Annotated in this window: 14 protein-coding genes; 9 read left to right on the plus strand and 5 right to left on the minus strand. The window is 41.8% G+C overall.

Annotation, left to right across the window (positions count from 1 at the left end):
- Positions 1-94 precede the first annotated feature (94 nt).
- Both ACWATR_RS07745 and ACWATR_RS07750 read left to right on the plus strand, forming a co-directional pair.
- Positions 95-562: an SH3 domain-containing protein gene (locus ACWATR_RS07745; protein ID WP_460331096.1), complete on the plus strand. Its 468-nt coding sequence runs from the start codon at positions 95-97 to the stop codon at positions 560-562.
- A 224-nt stretch (positions 563-786) separates the two neighbouring features.
- Positions 787-2,217 carry a peptidoglycan-binding protein gene (locus tag ACWATR_RS07750; protein WP_460331098.1) on the plus strand — a complete coding sequence of 477 codons (1,431 nt, stop codon included), beginning with the start codon at positions 787-789 and terminating at the stop codon, positions 2,215-2,217.
- Between the two features lie 61 nt (positions 2,218-2,278).
- Here the strand turns inward: ACWATR_RS07750 and sbcC are convergent, their stop codons facing one another.
- Positions 2,279-5,305 (minus strand): exonuclease subunit SbcC, encoded by a 3,027-nt coding sequence (gene sbcC, locus ACWATR_RS07755; protein WP_460331101.1) that lies wholly within the window; start codon positions 5,303-5,305, stop codon positions 2,279-2,281.
- 289 nt (positions 5,306-5,594) lie between these two features.
- On the opposite strand from sbcC, the gene ACWATR_RS07760 reads away from it, so the two are divergent.
- On the plus strand, positions 5,595-5,747 hold the full coding sequence (locus ACWATR_RS07760; RefSeq protein ID WP_460331104.1) for a hypothetical protein: 153 nt from the start codon (positions 5,595-5,597) through the stop codon (positions 5,745-5,747).
- Between the two features lie 196 nt (positions 5,748-5,943).
- Here ACWATR_RS07760 and ACWATR_RS07765 read toward each other — a convergent pair whose 3' ends face one another.
- The gene (locus ACWATR_RS07765; RefSeq protein ID WP_460331107.1) at positions 5,944-6,210 is read right to left on the minus strand and encodes a hypothetical protein; all 267 of its coding nucleotides are present in this window, start codon (positions 6,208-6,210) and stop codon (positions 5,944-5,946) included.
- Between the two features lie 713 nt (positions 6,211-6,923).
- On the opposite strand from ACWATR_RS07765, the gene ACWATR_RS07770 reads away from it, so the two are divergent.
- Both ACWATR_RS07770 and ACWATR_RS07775 read left to right on the plus strand, forming a co-directional pair.
- Positions 6,924-7,643 carry a conjugal transfer protein TrbI gene (locus ACWATR_RS07770; RefSeq protein ID WP_069071347.1) on the plus strand — a complete coding sequence of 240 codons (720 nt, stop codon included), beginning with the start codon at positions 6,924-6,926 and terminating at the stop codon, positions 7,641-7,643.
- 477 nt (positions 7,644-8,120) lie between these two features.
- Positions 8,121-9,362, plus strand: a complete 1,242-nt coding sequence (locus ACWATR_RS07775; RefSeq protein ID WP_460331111.1) for an S-layer homology domain-containing protein — start codon at positions 8,121-8,123, stop codon at positions 9,360-9,362.
- Positions 9,363-9,452: 90 nt separating this feature from the next.
- Here the strand turns inward: ACWATR_RS07775 and ACWATR_RS07780 are convergent, their stop codons facing one another.
- Positions 9,453-10,808: a sensor histidine kinase gene (locus ACWATR_RS07780; protein ID WP_460331114.1), complete on the minus strand. Its 1,356-nt coding sequence runs from the start codon at positions 10,806-10,808 to the stop codon at positions 9,453-9,455.
- Positions 10,809-11,093: 285 nt separating this feature from the next.
- Between ACWATR_RS07780 and ACWATR_RS07785 the strand changes: the two genes are divergently transcribed.
- Positions 11,094-11,411 (plus strand): DUF3155 domain-containing protein, encoded by a 318-nt coding sequence (locus tag ACWATR_RS07785; RefSeq protein ID WP_041566316.1) that lies wholly within the window; start codon positions 11,094-11,096, stop codon positions 11,409-11,411.
- Positions 11,412-11,859: 448 nt separating this feature from the next.
- Here ACWATR_RS07785 and ACWATR_RS07790 read toward each other — a convergent pair whose 3' ends face one another.
- Both ACWATR_RS07790 and ACWATR_RS07795 read right to left on the minus strand, forming a co-directional pair.
- Complete coding sequence (locus ACWATR_RS07790) at positions 11,860-12,390, minus strand: cofactor assembly of complex C subunit B (protein WP_069071350.1); 531 nt, start codon at positions 12,388-12,390, stop codon at positions 11,860-11,862.
- A 141-nt stretch (positions 12,391-12,531) separates the two neighbouring features.
- The gene (locus ACWATR_RS07795) at positions 12,532-12,879 is read right to left on the minus strand and encodes a PadR family transcriptional regulator (protein ID WP_069071351.1); all 348 of its coding nucleotides are present in this window, start codon (positions 12,877-12,879) and stop codon (positions 12,532-12,534) included.
- Between the two features lie 953 nt (positions 12,880-13,832).
- Between ACWATR_RS07795 and ACWATR_RS07800 the strand changes: the two genes are divergently transcribed.
- From ACWATR_RS07800 to serS, 3 genes are all read left to right on the plus strand, one after another.
- The gene (locus ACWATR_RS07800; protein WP_181930989.1) at positions 13,833-14,411 is read left to right on the plus strand and encodes a DUF3611 family protein; all 579 of its coding nucleotides are present in this window, start codon (positions 13,833-13,835) and stop codon (positions 14,409-14,411) included.
- A 236-nt stretch (positions 14,412-14,647) separates the two neighbouring features.
- Positions 14,648-14,848: a hypothetical protein gene (locus ACWATR_RS07805; protein WP_460331120.1), complete on the plus strand. Its 201-nt coding sequence runs from the start codon at positions 14,648-14,650 to the stop codon at positions 14,846-14,848.
- 163 nt (positions 14,849-15,011) lie between these two features.
- The gene (serS, locus tag ACWATR_RS07810) at positions 15,012-16,292 is read left to right on the plus strand and encodes a serine--tRNA ligase (RefSeq protein WP_460331122.1); all 1,281 of its coding nucleotides are present in this window, start codon (positions 15,012-15,014) and stop codon (positions 16,290-16,292) included.
- Positions 16,293-16,397 lie beyond the last annotated feature (105 nt).

Genomic DNA, 16,397 nt, shown 5'->3' on the forward strand with positions numbered 1-16,397 from the left:
TAATTACTAATTCGTAATTAAGAAGGTACAAGCCCCTTATCAATGCAATTACGAATTATGTTGACCCTTGACTCTTAATAATCAGGTTTTAACTATGTTGTCTGGCTTAACAAAGTTTATACTTGGGTTTTTCTTAGCGATCGCTGTCTTAATCGGTGGCGGTGCTGCAATTGCCCTCTATTTCATGAATCGCACCGGCATACCCCCTGCCAAACCCGTTTATTCAAACGATAGTCCCTCGGTGAAAGCCCAAGCTCCCAAAGCAACTCAGGCTCAATTGTCTCCAAGCTCAACTTCTACTCCCACAGAATCGCCTAAACCTACCCCAACAGCAAAACCATTGCCATCGGGAGCTTACCGAGGGCGTGTTACTTGGGCTGATGGCTTGAGTTTGCGATCGCAACCAAATCAAGAAGCTGAACGGATTGGTGGGGTTGCTTTTAATCAAAAAATTATTGTCTTGGAAGAAAGCGGGGATAAAGGCTGGCAAAAAATTCGTTTGGAAGATAGCGAACAAGAAGGTTGGGTGAAAGCAGGTAATACTGAAAAAGTTGATGAATAATATGTATGGGGAATGGGGAATGGGGCATTGGGCAAAACAGTTCCGAGCCAAGAAGCGAGATTTCTCACTCAGGACGGGCTAAACGCCCCGCTATCAATGTACAGCACTCAGCACTACTACTCCCCACTCCCCTGAATAATTACTTGTAAAGAATCATACGAAAAGTAATTATTACACAGAGAAAGTAGTATACTTTTTTATAGTCATCAATTTAAAAAAAGCAAGTGAAAACAGGGGTAGATAGCTATTTAATCAAGCTCGCCTCAGTCTACGAGGCATCCGAAAGCATCAAGGTTGTTCCTATCGTAGTTAATTTCAAATTTTTAAATTGGAAAAAGTTATCTACTGGTGCTGCAATACGTCTTTTATCTGTGGCACTGATTACGGGGCTTCTGAGTATCGCTGGGCAAGCTTTAGCACTTCAGAAAATTGGAAGTAATGGCGCTGAAGTTACCAGTAACCAGAGATGTTTAAAAAAGTTAGGCTACTTTAACGGCCCGGTAACAGGTAAGTTTGCTAGTCTGACTCAAAATGCGGTTATTAAATTCCAACAAGCCAATAGGCTACCTGCTGATGGAGTTGTGGGTATTAATACTCAACAAGCCTTGCAACGAGCCTGTCAGAGTAGAGCTTCTAGCAGGAATACTAATGGTGCAGTTGGTCAATACCCTACTCTCTCTCAAGGTAACACTGGTGCAGCAGTTACAAGGTTGCAACAGCGTTTACGGCAGTTAGGCTATTTTAATGCTAATCCCACTGGGAATTTTGGACAAATTACTAAAGATGCTGTAATTGCATTCCAGCGAAGTTATCGCATATCTGCTAACGGGATTGTGAATCGACAAACTTGGAACGCATTACTGGGTTCCTCTCCAAGTACAGCTAGATCAAGTCTCTCGACTCAGCAGGTGAGAGAACTCCAAGTGCGTTTGCAGCAGCTAGGTTTTTTTAATACTAATCCCACTGGGAATATTGGCCCAATGACTAGGGAAGCTGTCATCCAATTTCAGCGAAATTATCGCTTACCTGTTGATGGCATCGCCAATGCCCAAGTATTGGAGGCAGTACGCAGAGCCTCGACTAGTGGATATCCTACTCAACAACCAGCCAGAAGTTATTTGACTGTAGGCGATCAGGGAGAGAATGTCAGATTAGTTCAAGAGCGTTTGTGGCAGTTGGGTTTCTCTAATACCAATCCTGATGGCTTTTTCAACGATTACACCAGAGAATCGGTGATTGCATTCCAGCAATCTTCTCGAATTAATTCGACTGGAAATGTAGATTGGCAAACTTGGCAAGCATTAGGGTTGAATAACTCGACTGGGGGCGATTATGCTGAGACTACTAATAGTTATTTACCTCCTACTAATGACTATGTAGCACCTCAAACTCGCTATTTACCTCCCACTAATAACGTAGTGCGTGTTACTAATGGCAATACATTAGCTGCTAACAATCCTTACAGAGTAATAATTCCAATTTCAAATAATGATACTCTGAGTAAAGTACAACAATATATACCCAATGCTGTTACAGAGCAATCCAGTCTAGGGGATTATGTGAATGCTGGGGCATTTAGCGATCGCGCTCAAGCAGAAACCCTATCAAAAAAGCTTCGCTCATTAGGTCTGGATGCACGAGTAAAATTCAATTAACTAATTCGTAATTCGTAATGACGCTCCTGCGTCGCTAACGCTGCGCTAACGTAATTCGTAATTAAATTGACAAACTCAACTGCGAACCTTCTTGAGTTTTATTAACCTCAATCCTGGCTTGGAAGGCTTCTTTGAGGTGGGGCATGTGAGTGACAGTGAGGATGCAGGCGAAATCGGAGGCGATCGCATTAATCGCTGCAATCAAGCGATCGCATCCTTCGGCATCCTGTGTACCAAAACCCTCATCCACAATCAACAATTGCAACGCTGCCCCCGCCCGTTGCGCTAATAATTTCGCCAAAGCCAAACGGATGGCAAAGTTAATTCTAAAGGCTTCCCCACCAGAGTAAGTTTCATAAGATCGCGTTCCTCTAGAATCGGCGATTAAAATATCTAGAGTGTCTATTAACTTGGCATTTTTCTTGGTTGATTTAGCACTTCGTCCAGCTTTTTGAGTAATAAATTGTACATGAAACTGATTCCCACTCAGCCGCGAAAGTAGTTGATTTGTTTCAGCTTCCAGTTGTGGCAACACATTCTCAATCATCAGTGCTTGGATGCCATTTTTACCAAAAGCTTGCGCTAATTCCTGATAAACACGATATTCCTGTTTGCAAGATTGTAATTGCTGCTGCTGTTGTTCATACTGAATTTGAAGCGTTTCCAGTTGATGCGCCAGCTGTTCTAAACGTCCCAACTTGGCTATCTGCTCATCAAGTTGCCGTCTGCGGATTGCTAACTGCTGCTCTAGAGCTTGAATTTGGGCAGATGGGTTAGCTGTTGCTTGTAGTTGCTGGATAATGCTTTCGATTTGTCCGCCCAGTTTTTGCCGTTCGGTTAATCTAGCACTTTTGGAGTCCTCTAACTCTTGCAATCTCGTCTCTAGTTGCGGATACTGCTGCTGGGCTGATAGCAGTTGTTGATATCGTAAATGCCAAGATTGAGCTTTCTTTACAGCCATACGCAGATTGTTGTGCTGCTCAGAACTATAGCCAATTTCGGTAATGTGACGCTCAAGAGCCGCGATTTGTTTAGCGCATTCAGAATCAGTCAGATCCTGCTGGATTCTGGTTTGTAATTGGGCAATTTGAGCCTGGAGTTCTGGTTTTCGGGCTAATAGTTGCGCTTGTCGCTTAGTTGCATCTTTAATCTGCCCTTGTTTAATTTCTGCCCATCGCCACCGCTCAACTTCGCTCCGGGCGAGGGCATGGTCTTGTTCATTATAATTAGCTTGTTGCAGATATTGGTCTAGTTGCCGGAGTTCGGCTTGTTTATCAGGAGCGTAATCACCAGCTTGGAGCGATCGCTCTAAATGCTGTTTTTCGGCAGCAATTTGTTGTAACTGTTGTTGTACATCAGTTGTAGCTTCTAACTGTGCTGCCAACTGTCCCCGCTGTTCGCGTAAACCATCGTAGCCCGCCAACTGTTGAGAAATTTCCCGATATTCCTGCCTAAGTACTTGAATTTCTCTATCAGACACAGCCATTTGTTCTCTGACTACCCAAAACTGCCCTTGAGTATCCTCTAACTCAGCCTGGGTTTTTTCCACTACCCGACTCCAGTGATGTTCGTCTAAAGGACGCTCACATAATGGACAAAGTGCTTCAGGATTTTGGAGCATTTGCAATTTCTGCTCTAATTCTCCCAATAGTTTTTCATAGTCCCGTTGATGAGCTTGCAAACGTTCGATAAAGTGCCGCCTTTCTTGCCCTTTTTCTTGGACTCGTTGCAGATAAACCCGCTTTTTCTCCAGTTCCTCAATTTGGATTGCCACATCCATCACCGCTTGTTGTAGTTGCGGTTGGCGGCGGTGCTGGCGTTGCAATTGGTTTTCAGTACTTTGGAGTTGTTCGAGTCGCGCTACTAAACCAGCATGAGTGCGATCAAGTTGGCTTTGTAAAGTTGCTCGTTGTTGCAACAACGGAGTAACTTGCATTTGCAGTTGATCCAGACGAGCAACATGGTGACGGGCTGCGGCTAGTTGTGACAAGGCAGCTTCTACTTCACCTGATTTAGTTAGAGTTTGCTGAATATCTCGCTCTTGTTGCTGCAAAGCTTCTAACTGCGCTTGGGCTTGTTGCAGTTGCCGTTCGATTTCGTGAATTTGTTTGGTAAGCTGCTGTTGCTTTTGTTGGCGATTCTGTTGGGCGCGGGTGTATTCTTCAAATTTGACAGCAAAAGCTTCTTCTTGAGATTGGAGACTTTGATATTGGGCGTATCCAGCTTTAATTTCAGCTTCTTGGTGTAATATTTTTTCTAAATCTGATAGCTGAGAGCCAATAGCTGATTGTTCTTGTTGGAGGCGATCGCAATCTTGGGTAAGATTTTGGTATTGCTGCTTTACAAAATTGAGTTGTTGTTCCCAACTTTGGCGCTGGTGCTGGACAACTTGCAAACTTTGTAATTGAATATTATCAAAAGCTTGCACCTGTTGCAGTTGGTTAAGTTCGGCTTCTAACTCCACTCTTTGCGCTTGAGTTGGCTCGCGTTGTTGCAGCTGAGTTTTTATCGACTCCAAAGAACGCTCTAACTCTACTGCCTGTGCTTTAAACTGACGAGAAGATTCCTTAGCACGTTCTTCCAAATCATCATACTGATTGAGTTTTAACAACTCCGCTAAAATTTCTTTGCGTTCCGTGGGACGTTTGAGCATGAACTCATCTGCACACCCTTGACGTAAGTAAGCAGAATTAATAAATGTATCGTAATCGAGCTTGATGTGTTCTAAAATCAAATCTTGGGTTGCTCTTACCCCTTTGCCAGTGAGTGAGCGAAACCCAGATGGTATTTCTATTTGAAATTCGAGTACGCTAGTACCTCCCCGAATTCGGGTACGAATCACCCGATATTTTTGTTGGTTACTTTGAAAAGTAAAATCAACCCGAACTTCTTTAGCACCAGAATAGATGACATCATCTTCAACAGTGGCACGGCTTTCACCCCAAATTGCCCAAGTGATTGCTTCTAAAAGAGAAGATTTACCCGCACCATTGGAACCACAAATACAAGCCGTATGCAAACCGCCAAAATCTAAAGTTGCATCACGGTAACTAAGAAAGTTTTTGAGGATAAGTTGTACTGGGATCATTCACGCTATGGCGCCACATCTACTTTTAATAATTAACAGTACAGATGCACTGTTTGTTAGTTTAGCTATCTAGATATCAGGTTTCTAGTCTTGAAGACATCAATTTTACAAAAATTTACAATATTATGAGTGAATTTTTCTTGTTGCATTAAGACGTTTTACTATATTCGGAGAAAAATTAGACTCTCCTGGAAGCTTATCGTTATTTCTTTCAGATGTCTGAGAGGAAAACATTAAAACAAGAGTTGCTCTCAGAGTTGTACAAGATTATTTCTATTTGGATTCCCCAATGTTCTTTACCCTTCAGAACCAGGGTAGCTGGGAATACTGTTCGGTTAAGGCAAGAGACGCGATGAATCGCCGTCAAGACGAAAGACTGATTATTGTAGAGACGGCGATTCATCGCGTCTTTGTGATGATTTATCGCGTCTTTGCGATCTAGAATTTTCATCGCAAAATCTTAAATACCCATTATCTTTCAGTACCACAGGTCAATAATTGGTTATACTAGTTACCTATAGCGATCCTAAATGAGTTGTGAAAATCGAGAAATTCAGATCCCCGACTTCTCAAAGAAGTCGGGGATCTTATTGTTAACGAATGATTTAGGACTGCTATATCTGTTGCTATTAGACTTGCTATTTACCTAATAGCGAATTCTCAGGCAACTGCCAAGAAGACCCTTGACAATAGACATAACCATTTGTGATGGAAATACCAAACATTTGCCGCATGATTTTGGTAGCTTCTTTTCTCTCTTCATCTGTCAAGTAATCTTGACCTTTGAAACCTACTCGATAACGTTGAGGATTACCACCAGCATCCACATAACGCTGTTTTCCAATTTCTAAAATTTCTTGGAACCTAGCATACTTTTGTTTTTGCTTTTCAGTCCAATTTGCCATAATTACAAGTCCCAACTAATCGGAACAATATCACCTTTTTGTAAAACCGTAGCGGTAAAACTGGGCTGGTATCTTTATGTACCAATTGCCACTATCTTCATCATAGAACCTATTACCAAGCAAACCGAGAGTAATATAGGACTCATATTTGATTTCTGAAAAAACTCAGTACCACTAAGAAGCCTTCTTGACTGTTGCCTATTGCCTATTGCCTGCCTACGCAAATTAGTTCATAAATCAAAGCGGATTCCTATAAGTGCGTTAATAATCAAGTATTGCGCTTCACTCGCTGACATTAGGAATTACTCTATAAATTGACTTTAGCATTTCTAAAAGAAAGCGATAATATTTTCCAAGTCCTAGCAAATTAATTTACAATAGAAGTAAGAGTTCACATTCAGACCATTCCCCTCTATTCAATGGCTTAGATATGTGAACATAAGTAATAAAACAGCATTTGGGAACAAAATGATACTCGTTTTACGTCTTATGAGTGTCTTGCTTCTAATTTTACTAACACACATTAGCAGAAGACAAATTCTGAGAACCGATGTCTACGACGGGCTACACCTATGCGATCGCACAAACTTACGATCATATATAAGTACTTTTATCTGCGGAATACGCCTATAGACAGGTTCAAAAACAGTCAGAAACAAACTCAGTGAATCCCCGTCATTAAATACATCACATACACAAAGGATAACCCTCTTATGACTCGCCTACATCAATGGAAATCTGGAACTGCTGCACTTATGGCAATGGCAGTTACTACAAGCGTCATTAGCCCTCTATTGAGCTTGGCTCCTGCTAATGCTCAATATAGAATTGGGCAAGACAGAATTGGACAATATGGAAACGTTACTATTCCTTCTGGTGTTGCTTTACCTGTCACCTACGAAAAAGAAACAATCACTATTGCTCCTGGGGAAAGTAAATCTCTAACCTTGAGGATAGCGAACGACATTATCGACAGAAACAGAAACGTCTTAATTCCTGCTGGTACTAAAGTAAATGGACGGCTAGAATCTGTTGACTTAGATAGTTATTCCAGAGATACAAGAGATGATGATAACCAAGGAAAAGGCGTAAGATTTGTAGCGCAAGAATTAGAATTTTCTAATGGTCAGCGTCAGTCGATTAATGCAACTTCTCGTACATATACCACAACTCAAAAAGTTTCACAGGGGCCCAGCACAGGTCAGGTTTTAACTGATGCAGCTATTGGTGCGGGTGCTGGTCTTTTAGGTTCACTAATTACTGGGAACCGCAGAGTTGACGATTTAAAACCTGTTCTCGGTGGCGCTGCGGGTGCGGGTGCAAGTGTCCTGTTGCGGAAAAAAGAAGGAAATGCTTTTGTCCTCAGACCTGCACAGGATTTAAGGCTCACGCTGAATTCTAACTTGAATTTAGTACCACCATCTCGCTACTAGATTTAACTTCATTCAAGTTGTGAATTTAATCATTACTTATATGCGATCGCCACTTTAACTATAGTGTGCGATCGCTTTCACTTTTACCATAAAAAATCTATTAATCAGCAACTATTCTATCTCTTTATCGTCTTAGTCAGTACTGATATTTATTAGAACACTGATTTAATTGTGCTCAGAGTTAATAGGGTGATTACACTACTACTTTTTCAAGCTAGTTTGCGGTTTGTAGTAAGCCCTTTAGTGCTTAGAAAAGAAGGACTGAAGTCCTTACTACGAGCTTATTTGCTCATCAATTTAAACTTGACAGACTACTACTTCTATTACCTACTTCGTTTGACATAGACTTCTTGATTATGACTGTATGACTAAGGTAATGGTTTTTACAAAAAGCAGGAAAAATTGGGAACCTTGTACTTTAGTAAATGTCTAATTAATTAACAAGTAAAAAAACTAATTGTACTGGAGTAAAAAATAATGTTTAACTTAAATCGTTGGCAATCTAAAACAGCTGCACTCATGGCTTTAAGCGTCACAGTTGGTACTGTAGCGCCCTTCATTACAGCTGCACCTTCTTTTGCTCAAACTACTTTTTCTGATGTTTCATCTAACTATTGGGCAGCACAATTTATTCAACAATTGTCTCAGCGAGGTGTAATTGCCGGATTTCCTGATGGTACTTTCCGCCCTGAAGAAGCGGTAACACGCGCTCAATTTGCCGCGATGGTCAACAAAGCTTTCCAAAAAGCACCGCAACGGCAAGCAATCAATTTTGCTGATGTGCCTAGCAACTATTGGGCATCTAGTGCAATTCAGCAAGCTTATACCATTGGTTTCTTATCAGGTTATCCTGGAAATCGCTTTGAACCTAACCAGGCTATTCCCCGTCAACAAGTTTTAGTTTCCCTGGCGAACGGTCTGGAATATAGTCCCATCGGCAATACTGAAAGCACTCTGCAATACTTCAACGATGGCTATAACATTGCTAGCTATGCCCGTAGCCCGATCGCAGCTGCAACTGAAAAGCAAATTGTGGTCAACTATCCTAATGTGAACTTCCTGAATCCAACTGCAACCGCCACTCGCGCCCAGGTAGCAGCCTTCATCTATCAAGCATTAGTTAGCTCTAATCAAGCCTCAGCTATTAACTCGCCTTATGTTGTGGCACTTGGGTCTACTACCCCAACACCCGTATCAGTCACAATTCCCCAAGGGACTGCTATTCCTGTGAAGTATGACAAGGCAGAAAAAATTCTGGTTACAAAGGACGAAACAGCGCCTTTGACATTGACAGTATCCCAAAACGTGGTTACGCAAAACGGATCTGTAGTGATTCCGGCTGGTAGTCAAGTTATTGGTCAACTCAGACCTGCTACAGGCGGTTCTCAATTCATTGCCGAGAAACTAGTTTTGGCCAGTGGTCAAGAGTATCAACTTAACGCTAGTTCTGACGTGATTACCAAAACTGAAACCGTCAACAAAGGTACTAGTACTGGTGCAATTATCAGAAATACTGTATTGGGCGCAGGTGCAGCCGCGGCGGTATCTGCTGTCACAGGCGATCGCGCCATTGCCACAGAAGAAGTATTGGGTGGCGCTGGTATCGGTGCATTGATTGGTCTGTTCTTCGGCAGAAATAGTGTTGACTTAGTAGCAATTGACCCAGATACCGATCTACAAATGACCATCAATCAGAACTTGTTGGTTTCAGTAAGATAGTCATTGGTCATTAGTCATTAGTCATTAGTCATTAGTCATTAGTCATTAGTATTTACAAAGGACAAAGGACAAAGGACAAAGGACAAATGACTAATTTTGAACTTCCGGCAACCAAATAATAAATGTAGTCCCCGGCGCATCGGGTGAAGTTAGCTTAGAGTTGATTGCAGGGCTGAAAACCTCGATTTCGCCCTGCATTTGCTCTATTAGTTGTTTAGCGATCGCTAACCCCAAACCTGTGCCAGGGATTTCTGTTTGCGCTTGTACACCCCGATAATGACGTTCTCCAAGATGTTCTAAATCTTCGGGTGGAATCCCCGGCCCGTTGTCACTGATAATAATTCCTTGAAAATTAGCTTTTTCTTGCCCCGCCTGAATCAAAATTTTGCCACCAGTAGGAGTGTATTTCAAAGCATTATCGATGATGTTAGTTAATACTTCTCGTAATGCTTTGACGTTGGCACGTACTAGAGATGAATTCTGTTGAATTTCAGTTATTAGTTTTAGCTTTCGCTCTTGAGCGATCGCTTTGGCTGATATTAATAATGGTTCTAATATATCCGCTAGCGAGCAGTCAACTGCTTTATCTCCCGTTCCTGGCAATAATAGCGGTGGTTTTGCGTCTTTTTGGATAGTTGCTTCTACAAATACTTCATCTTCTGCTAGATGTAGTGGTGCTAAATCTGCCTCTGTCAAGTCAATTACTTGCTCAAATTGTTGCAGTAATTCTTGAAGGCGATCGCTTTCGCGCACAATACTACTTGCTACATCCCGATTGGCATCTGCTGGTCGTAGTCTTTTCAATAGCAGTTTGCCAAAAGTCCGCAACGCCGTTAATGGGTTACGAAACTGATGCAAAAGGTTATCTAATAAATCCCGCTGTTTTTCTTGGAGAATTTGTTGCTCACGCAACTGCTGCTCAAACCATGCTCGTCGTTGATCTAAAATACAAGCGATCGCTAATGTTTGAGCTATTCGTTGAATCTGACTTTCCTCGTTTTCATTCCATGCCCGGTCTTGCCTACTTGTCACCAATAAGCCCATCATCACACCCTCATAAATTAGAGGTAAAACAATTTGGTTTCCACTAAATAGGTATTCCTCTTTGAGATGGGGTTGAGATGCATCTGGTATCTCCGAACCCTGTGATGAGGTTGGAGATTCTGATCCTGCTGTCAATAATTTTCTCTGATCATTGGGTAATACAAACACATTTCCAACTTGAAGCTGCTTGTGTGCTGTCGCTTCAGCAGTCACCTCCCCTGGCGGTAATAATGCTGTTTCCGGGTAAATTACCACAGGAATCAGTTTTGCATCACCTGAAGGAGTCTCTACCAATTCTTGTGTTAGGTACACAATACTTAAAGTTGCTCCCAGCCCTTGGGTTAGTAGCGCTATTTGCTCTCGACACAGAGCAAGAAAATCGGAACTGGCAGACATTAACATTTTTTAGCTCTTGCTCAAGATTACAGATTTTGAGGCATGATGTAAGAGAGGATACTTAATTTTTACCTCACTCATTTAATAAAGCTTAACTAAAATTTTCTCAGAGATGGTTTGTACCAGGGGATTATATCTTTAGGTGGTTCTGTTTTATCTATTTTCAAAGATATTAACTTTCTTACATGAAAAGGTTAAAAAGTATTGATATTTTGAACTAGAACCTATATAATGACGACGGATTTTGTAGCTATCACTACAATCTATAGCTTGAAAGAGGAGGACAATAGATTGGCAAGGAGACGCAAAAGGAAGAGTCGTCGTCGTCAGGAAGGACGGCGAATTTTGGAACATGTGCCTCAATATAGCATCGAAAGTGGCGAAGAAAAGCCTGTGACAGCAGCGAGAAGATTCATTCAAGCTGAAGGGATTTTGCCACCGGCATTGCTACTCGTAAAGCGAAATGAACACACCACAGATCGTTATTTCTGGGCAGAAAAGGGACTGTTTGGTGCTCAATACGTAGAGGAAAACCATTTCTTGTTTCCTAGCTTGAGGGTGTTAGAACCTTCGCCAGGTCAAGAACCTCTTGCTTTAGCTAGTCGGTGAACCATAGATGGTCATCTTAAGCATTGAGTGTGGCTCCTGACTATTATTAACTGGCAAAATTGCTAAGTTTATGCAAAATTTAATTTTTTTTTAGTTTGTAGCTGATTTGCCAGTAAGTCTAGTCCAGGTAGTTGGAAAGTAAACTTGTCTCAAACCACGCTACATTGCATGGGTTGACACTATTTTGATGATGCAGAAGGGAGTAGGTATAGAGCCAAGCGCGTTTAAAAGCGCTAGTGAAGTTGCGCTCTATGCCGTAGATTGTTAGGCAAGCTCTGTCAATGAATTTAAGTTAATTAATTTAAATTTTTCCCCACAACACAAGTTGTGGGGAAAACTGACAAAGCAATGTTCTTGATTTCCTCCTTCCTACTTTCCATTGCCTAAAGAGTAGGTCAGGTCAGAAGTCTGCATATCATAGTTAAAAGATGGTCAGAAAAATCAACAATTATATCCCAGGCTTTAGCTGTAGAGTCCTTTGTAACTCACTGAGTTCATCTCGATGGGCTACTACGGTTATCTTACTTGAGGAGGTTTGTTCGCTCTGAGTTGTTTCTACTTTGAGCGAAACCTTCTCAAGTCTTTCAGATTTTTTCCAATAAAATAGACCACTTAAAGGCGACAGCAGTACCATAGCCAGAACAATGGTACTGAGGCTAGGAAAAAGCAGGTATACCACCAAAGATAGACAAATAATCCCAATAGCTGCCAGTAAAGTTAGAAATATAGCTAAGAACCAGCTGGGGCGAACATTACCTTCAAAAGTCACCTTGTTTTGTTCTCGGTCTACCGCTGCCACTCGGTAAGACCGCGAGCGAAAATACTCTTTTAATTGAGACATTAAAACAGCTTCGTCTTGCTCAGATACCAGTTGCGCTGTTTCTATGCGGTCTTTAGTCGAGGCACGAATAAAGAAAAACAGCCCAACGGATAACAACAAGGTTAACAGGAACGTAGATGGCAGAATAGCAGTATCCATAACTAATTGTTAGTGTTTGACTGGAGGAGACTTATTCATTATCAATTATTCGTTATACCAGTTTGAAAAATGATTGCGAGAAATGGAACGCCAAAAAGCGATCGCTAGGAACTCTTCCACAATCCAAAATCCAAAATCGGATTACTTTGTCCTCCTATTGATGTAGTCTTGCCAAAGAAAAGCTAAATCCTGACCTTGAACTTGCCATTCGGGAGAAACTTGGTACATACGCCTGGGGCGTCCCCGTCCTTCGAGTTTCTTCCAATATCCAGTGATTGCCCCTTGATCTTCCAGAAATTTGATTGCACTGTAAAGTACGGTATCTGAAAGCCGGTAGATGGGATATTCAGTTTCTAATTGCTCGATCAACTCGGTTCCGTAGGATTCACCTTGTAATAAAACAGACAGGATGTAACAAACTGCTAGTTCTTGACAAAGGTAAGTTGGCGGAGGATTTTCAAAGAATTGATATATATCCTCAAGTTTCATGGTTAGTGAATGGCTAAAAAAATGCCTTAGGGTAAGGTCTACAATCCTTGTAGTCAGTATACAGTGCTACTACTAAGTGAGTAATACAGATAGAGCTACTTAGACTATATTTCCAAAGCGTAAACACCAAATAATCACCCACGCCTGTGAAGTTGTGGGACGAGTTTGCGAGTTTTAGGGGCAGAAAATAATGTATTCCTACCCAAGCTCGATACGGTGTGGTGAGGAGCGAACAGACAGTTGCGAACTCACTATCTTGGTGTCAAGTGATGCCGAACTAGTTAGAACCGCTTAAGCAATAAAATGCCATCGAAAAAATTTTACAGGTAAAATGCTATTTTGTCTGTAAAAGTTAATAAACACTTTGTTTTACAGTGATTTTCCCAATGCGAATTCTAAAAGCTTACGCTAAGGGAAATGTCTGGGTTAAAGCTGCTACGGCAGTGGAAACACTTAAGCAGTAACCATTACTAATTTCTTCAACAAGAGAATCTCTTGTGTCATTTGGCAAGCGTGATAGTAAATTTATCAAAGAAGACCTAAAGGCGGGGGGAAAGAAGACCTGACTTTTCACGTTATATGGAAAAGCCCACGAAAAATCTAATACCCTAAACCCATTCCCGCATCGGGAAAGGGAAAATTCAAAGTAACGCGATGTGCAACTTATCCTTAGAACCCCACTTCCATTCCTCTCCCCCACAGCGAGAGAGGCTTTGATTCTTGCTCCCCTTCCCTACAACGGAAGGGGTTGGGGGTTAGGTCTGAGAGAAAGTTGCACACGGCGTAAAGTATGTTTCCTAGAAGGAAAGAGATTTAGAAAGAGGTTTTCCAGATAGCATAAAAAGTCAGAAAGAAGACGGGGAAACGCGGGAATGAGGGGAAATAACTCTCTGTGTCTCCGTATCCCCGCGTCCCCATGTCCTTTAATCAAGCGCCCAGCACATTGGTGAACTATGTCACAAACTCCCGATGCCCCATCATCTTCCTCAACTCTTAGGGCAATTGCCCAAACTTTTCGCCTTACAGGTTGGATTAGCTTCTGGATTCAGCTAGTACTAGGCGTTGTTTCTAGCATAATTGTGTTGCTGTTCGCCATCTTTAATCAAAGAACTGGCAGTCCTAGTAATAATCCTGGGACTGGCTTTGGCGTATTTTTAGCAATTTGTGGATTGGTTGTTTTAGGTGGGGGGATTTATTTAGCTTACCGTTACACCAGAATTGGTAAGCAATTGGAATCCTCTAATCCCAGCAACCGCCCTCGGAAAAGTGAGACAGTGCAAGTATTACGCTTAGGGCTGTGGGTGAATTTAGGGGGAACGCTAGTGACTCTTTTGGGGGCACAAGCGATCGTTGGAACACTGGTAGCAAGATCCATATCTCCTCAAGCCATAACTACCCAATTTTTTGACCCTACCCGAATTATTAGCGGTCTAGATATGCTTGTGGTGCAGGCAAACACCAACACTGTCTCAGCACACTTTGCAGGGCTTGTAGCGTCGCTTTGGCTACTCAATCGCATTAACCGACCTTAGAAAGGGGAGTCGGAATAAAAGGTAAAAGTCAAAATCAAGTAATTCTTTTGACTTCTTTTCCCCTATTTTTCAGAGGTTGTATGGCGAATAATTCAAATATGTTCATTGTACTTTTCCGAAATTATCAAAGTACAGTGTGAAGACTCATACCAGTTAATTAATATTAGCATCCGTCTACAGAGTGATAACAGAACCGTTATTAGGGTGAATTAATCTTTATTAGAGGTCTTACCATTATGAAACAACTAGAAATTTGGAAGTTTGGTATACAAGTACTTTTTAGTACATTGATGATTGGATTGTGTAGTTCCCTGATCTTTATGGAACGCGATAATAGTCAAAATCAAGCAGTGTATTGGAGTGGTTTATCAGGCGTACTTGCCTACTGGCTACCCTCACCTGCAAACACTCAGGGGTCTGGAAAATCAGAGGAGTAATACCAAATTTTGGATTTTAAATTTTGGATTTTAAATTTTTCTAGCCCTGGCAAGATTGGCAGGGCTAAATTTTTATGGTTGCTTTTCTGATCATGGCAAGCCAAAATCAGTATATGCTGATGTGTTGGCAGGTAGATAATAGGTTAAAAACTGAGAAAAATCTGTGCTGGATATCAAGCAAATACGGGAAAATCCGCAATTAGTTCAAGAACGATTGAATAGTCGTAGTGGTAAATACGACATCGAACCGATTTTACAGTTAGATCGACAACAACGGGAGCTTGAGGGGACACGTAGTCAACTCCAAGCCCGTAGCAACGAAATCGGTAAAATTGTCGGGCAGAAGATTAAATCTGGGATCGATCCTCAAGACCCAGAAATTCAAGCCTTACGGGATGAAGGAAACTCTGTCAAAGCTACGTTGAGCCAACTGGAACCCCAAGAAAAAGAACTCAAAGCTGAAATTGCCCAACTTGTGTTGGCACTTCCCAACTTGCCAAGCGACTCTACACCCCTTGGAAAGAATGAGGAAGATAACGTAGAAGTACGCCGTTGGGGTGATGAGTACATTCCTCAAAATCCTAATATTCTGCCTCACTGGGAAATTGGCGAAAAGCTTGGTATTCTCAATGTTGAACGAGCTGTAAAAGTTGCCCAAAGTCGCTTTGTGACATTGATAGGCGCCGGTGCAGCATTGGAGAGGGCATTAATTCAATTTATGCTGAGTCTTCATACTCAAGCTGGGTATGTGGAAGTCAGCCCGCCGCTGTTAGTAAATACTGAGTCTTTGACTGCAACCGGTCAGTTACCCAAGTTTGCGGAAGAAAGCTTTAAATGCGCTGATGATGACTTATGGCTGATTCCGACGGCGGAAGTTCCAGTTACAAATCTCTACCGGGGTGAAATTCTCGCTGCTGAAGATTTACCTATTTACCACTGTGCTTTTACTCCCTGTTTTCGCCGTGAAGCTGGTAGTTATGGGCGCGATATGCGGGGATTAATTCGCCTCCATCAATTTAATAAGGTGGAAATGGTGAAATTTGTCGAACCCAGTACGTCTTTTGATGAGCTGGAGAAATTGGTGGGGAATGCAGAAGCAATTTTACAGGCATTGCAGTTGCCTTACCGAGTAGTAAATTTAAGTACTGGGGATTTGGGATTTGCCTCTACCAAAACTTATGATTTAGAAGTTTGGTTGCCCTCTTCTGGCAAATACCGCGAAATTTCTAGCTGTTCTAATACTATAGATTTCCAGGCACGACGGGCTGATATTCGCTTCAAAGAGGCAGGGAAGAAAGGAACTCAGTTCGTACACACTCTGAATGGTTCGGGTTTGGCGGTAGGAAGGACGATGGCAGCAATTTTGGAGAATTATCAACAACCTGATGGGACAGTGAGGATACCAGAAGCGTTGCAACCTTACTTGGGACGTGAAGTATTGTGATTTGTCATTAGTCATTAGTCCTTTGTTATTTACCAATGACCAATGACTAATACCCAATACCCAATGCCCAATTAGAATGGAGATAACTATAGCTTAATATTTTCA

The sequence above is a fragment of the Nostoc sp. UIC 10890 genome, from assembly GCF_054786515.1.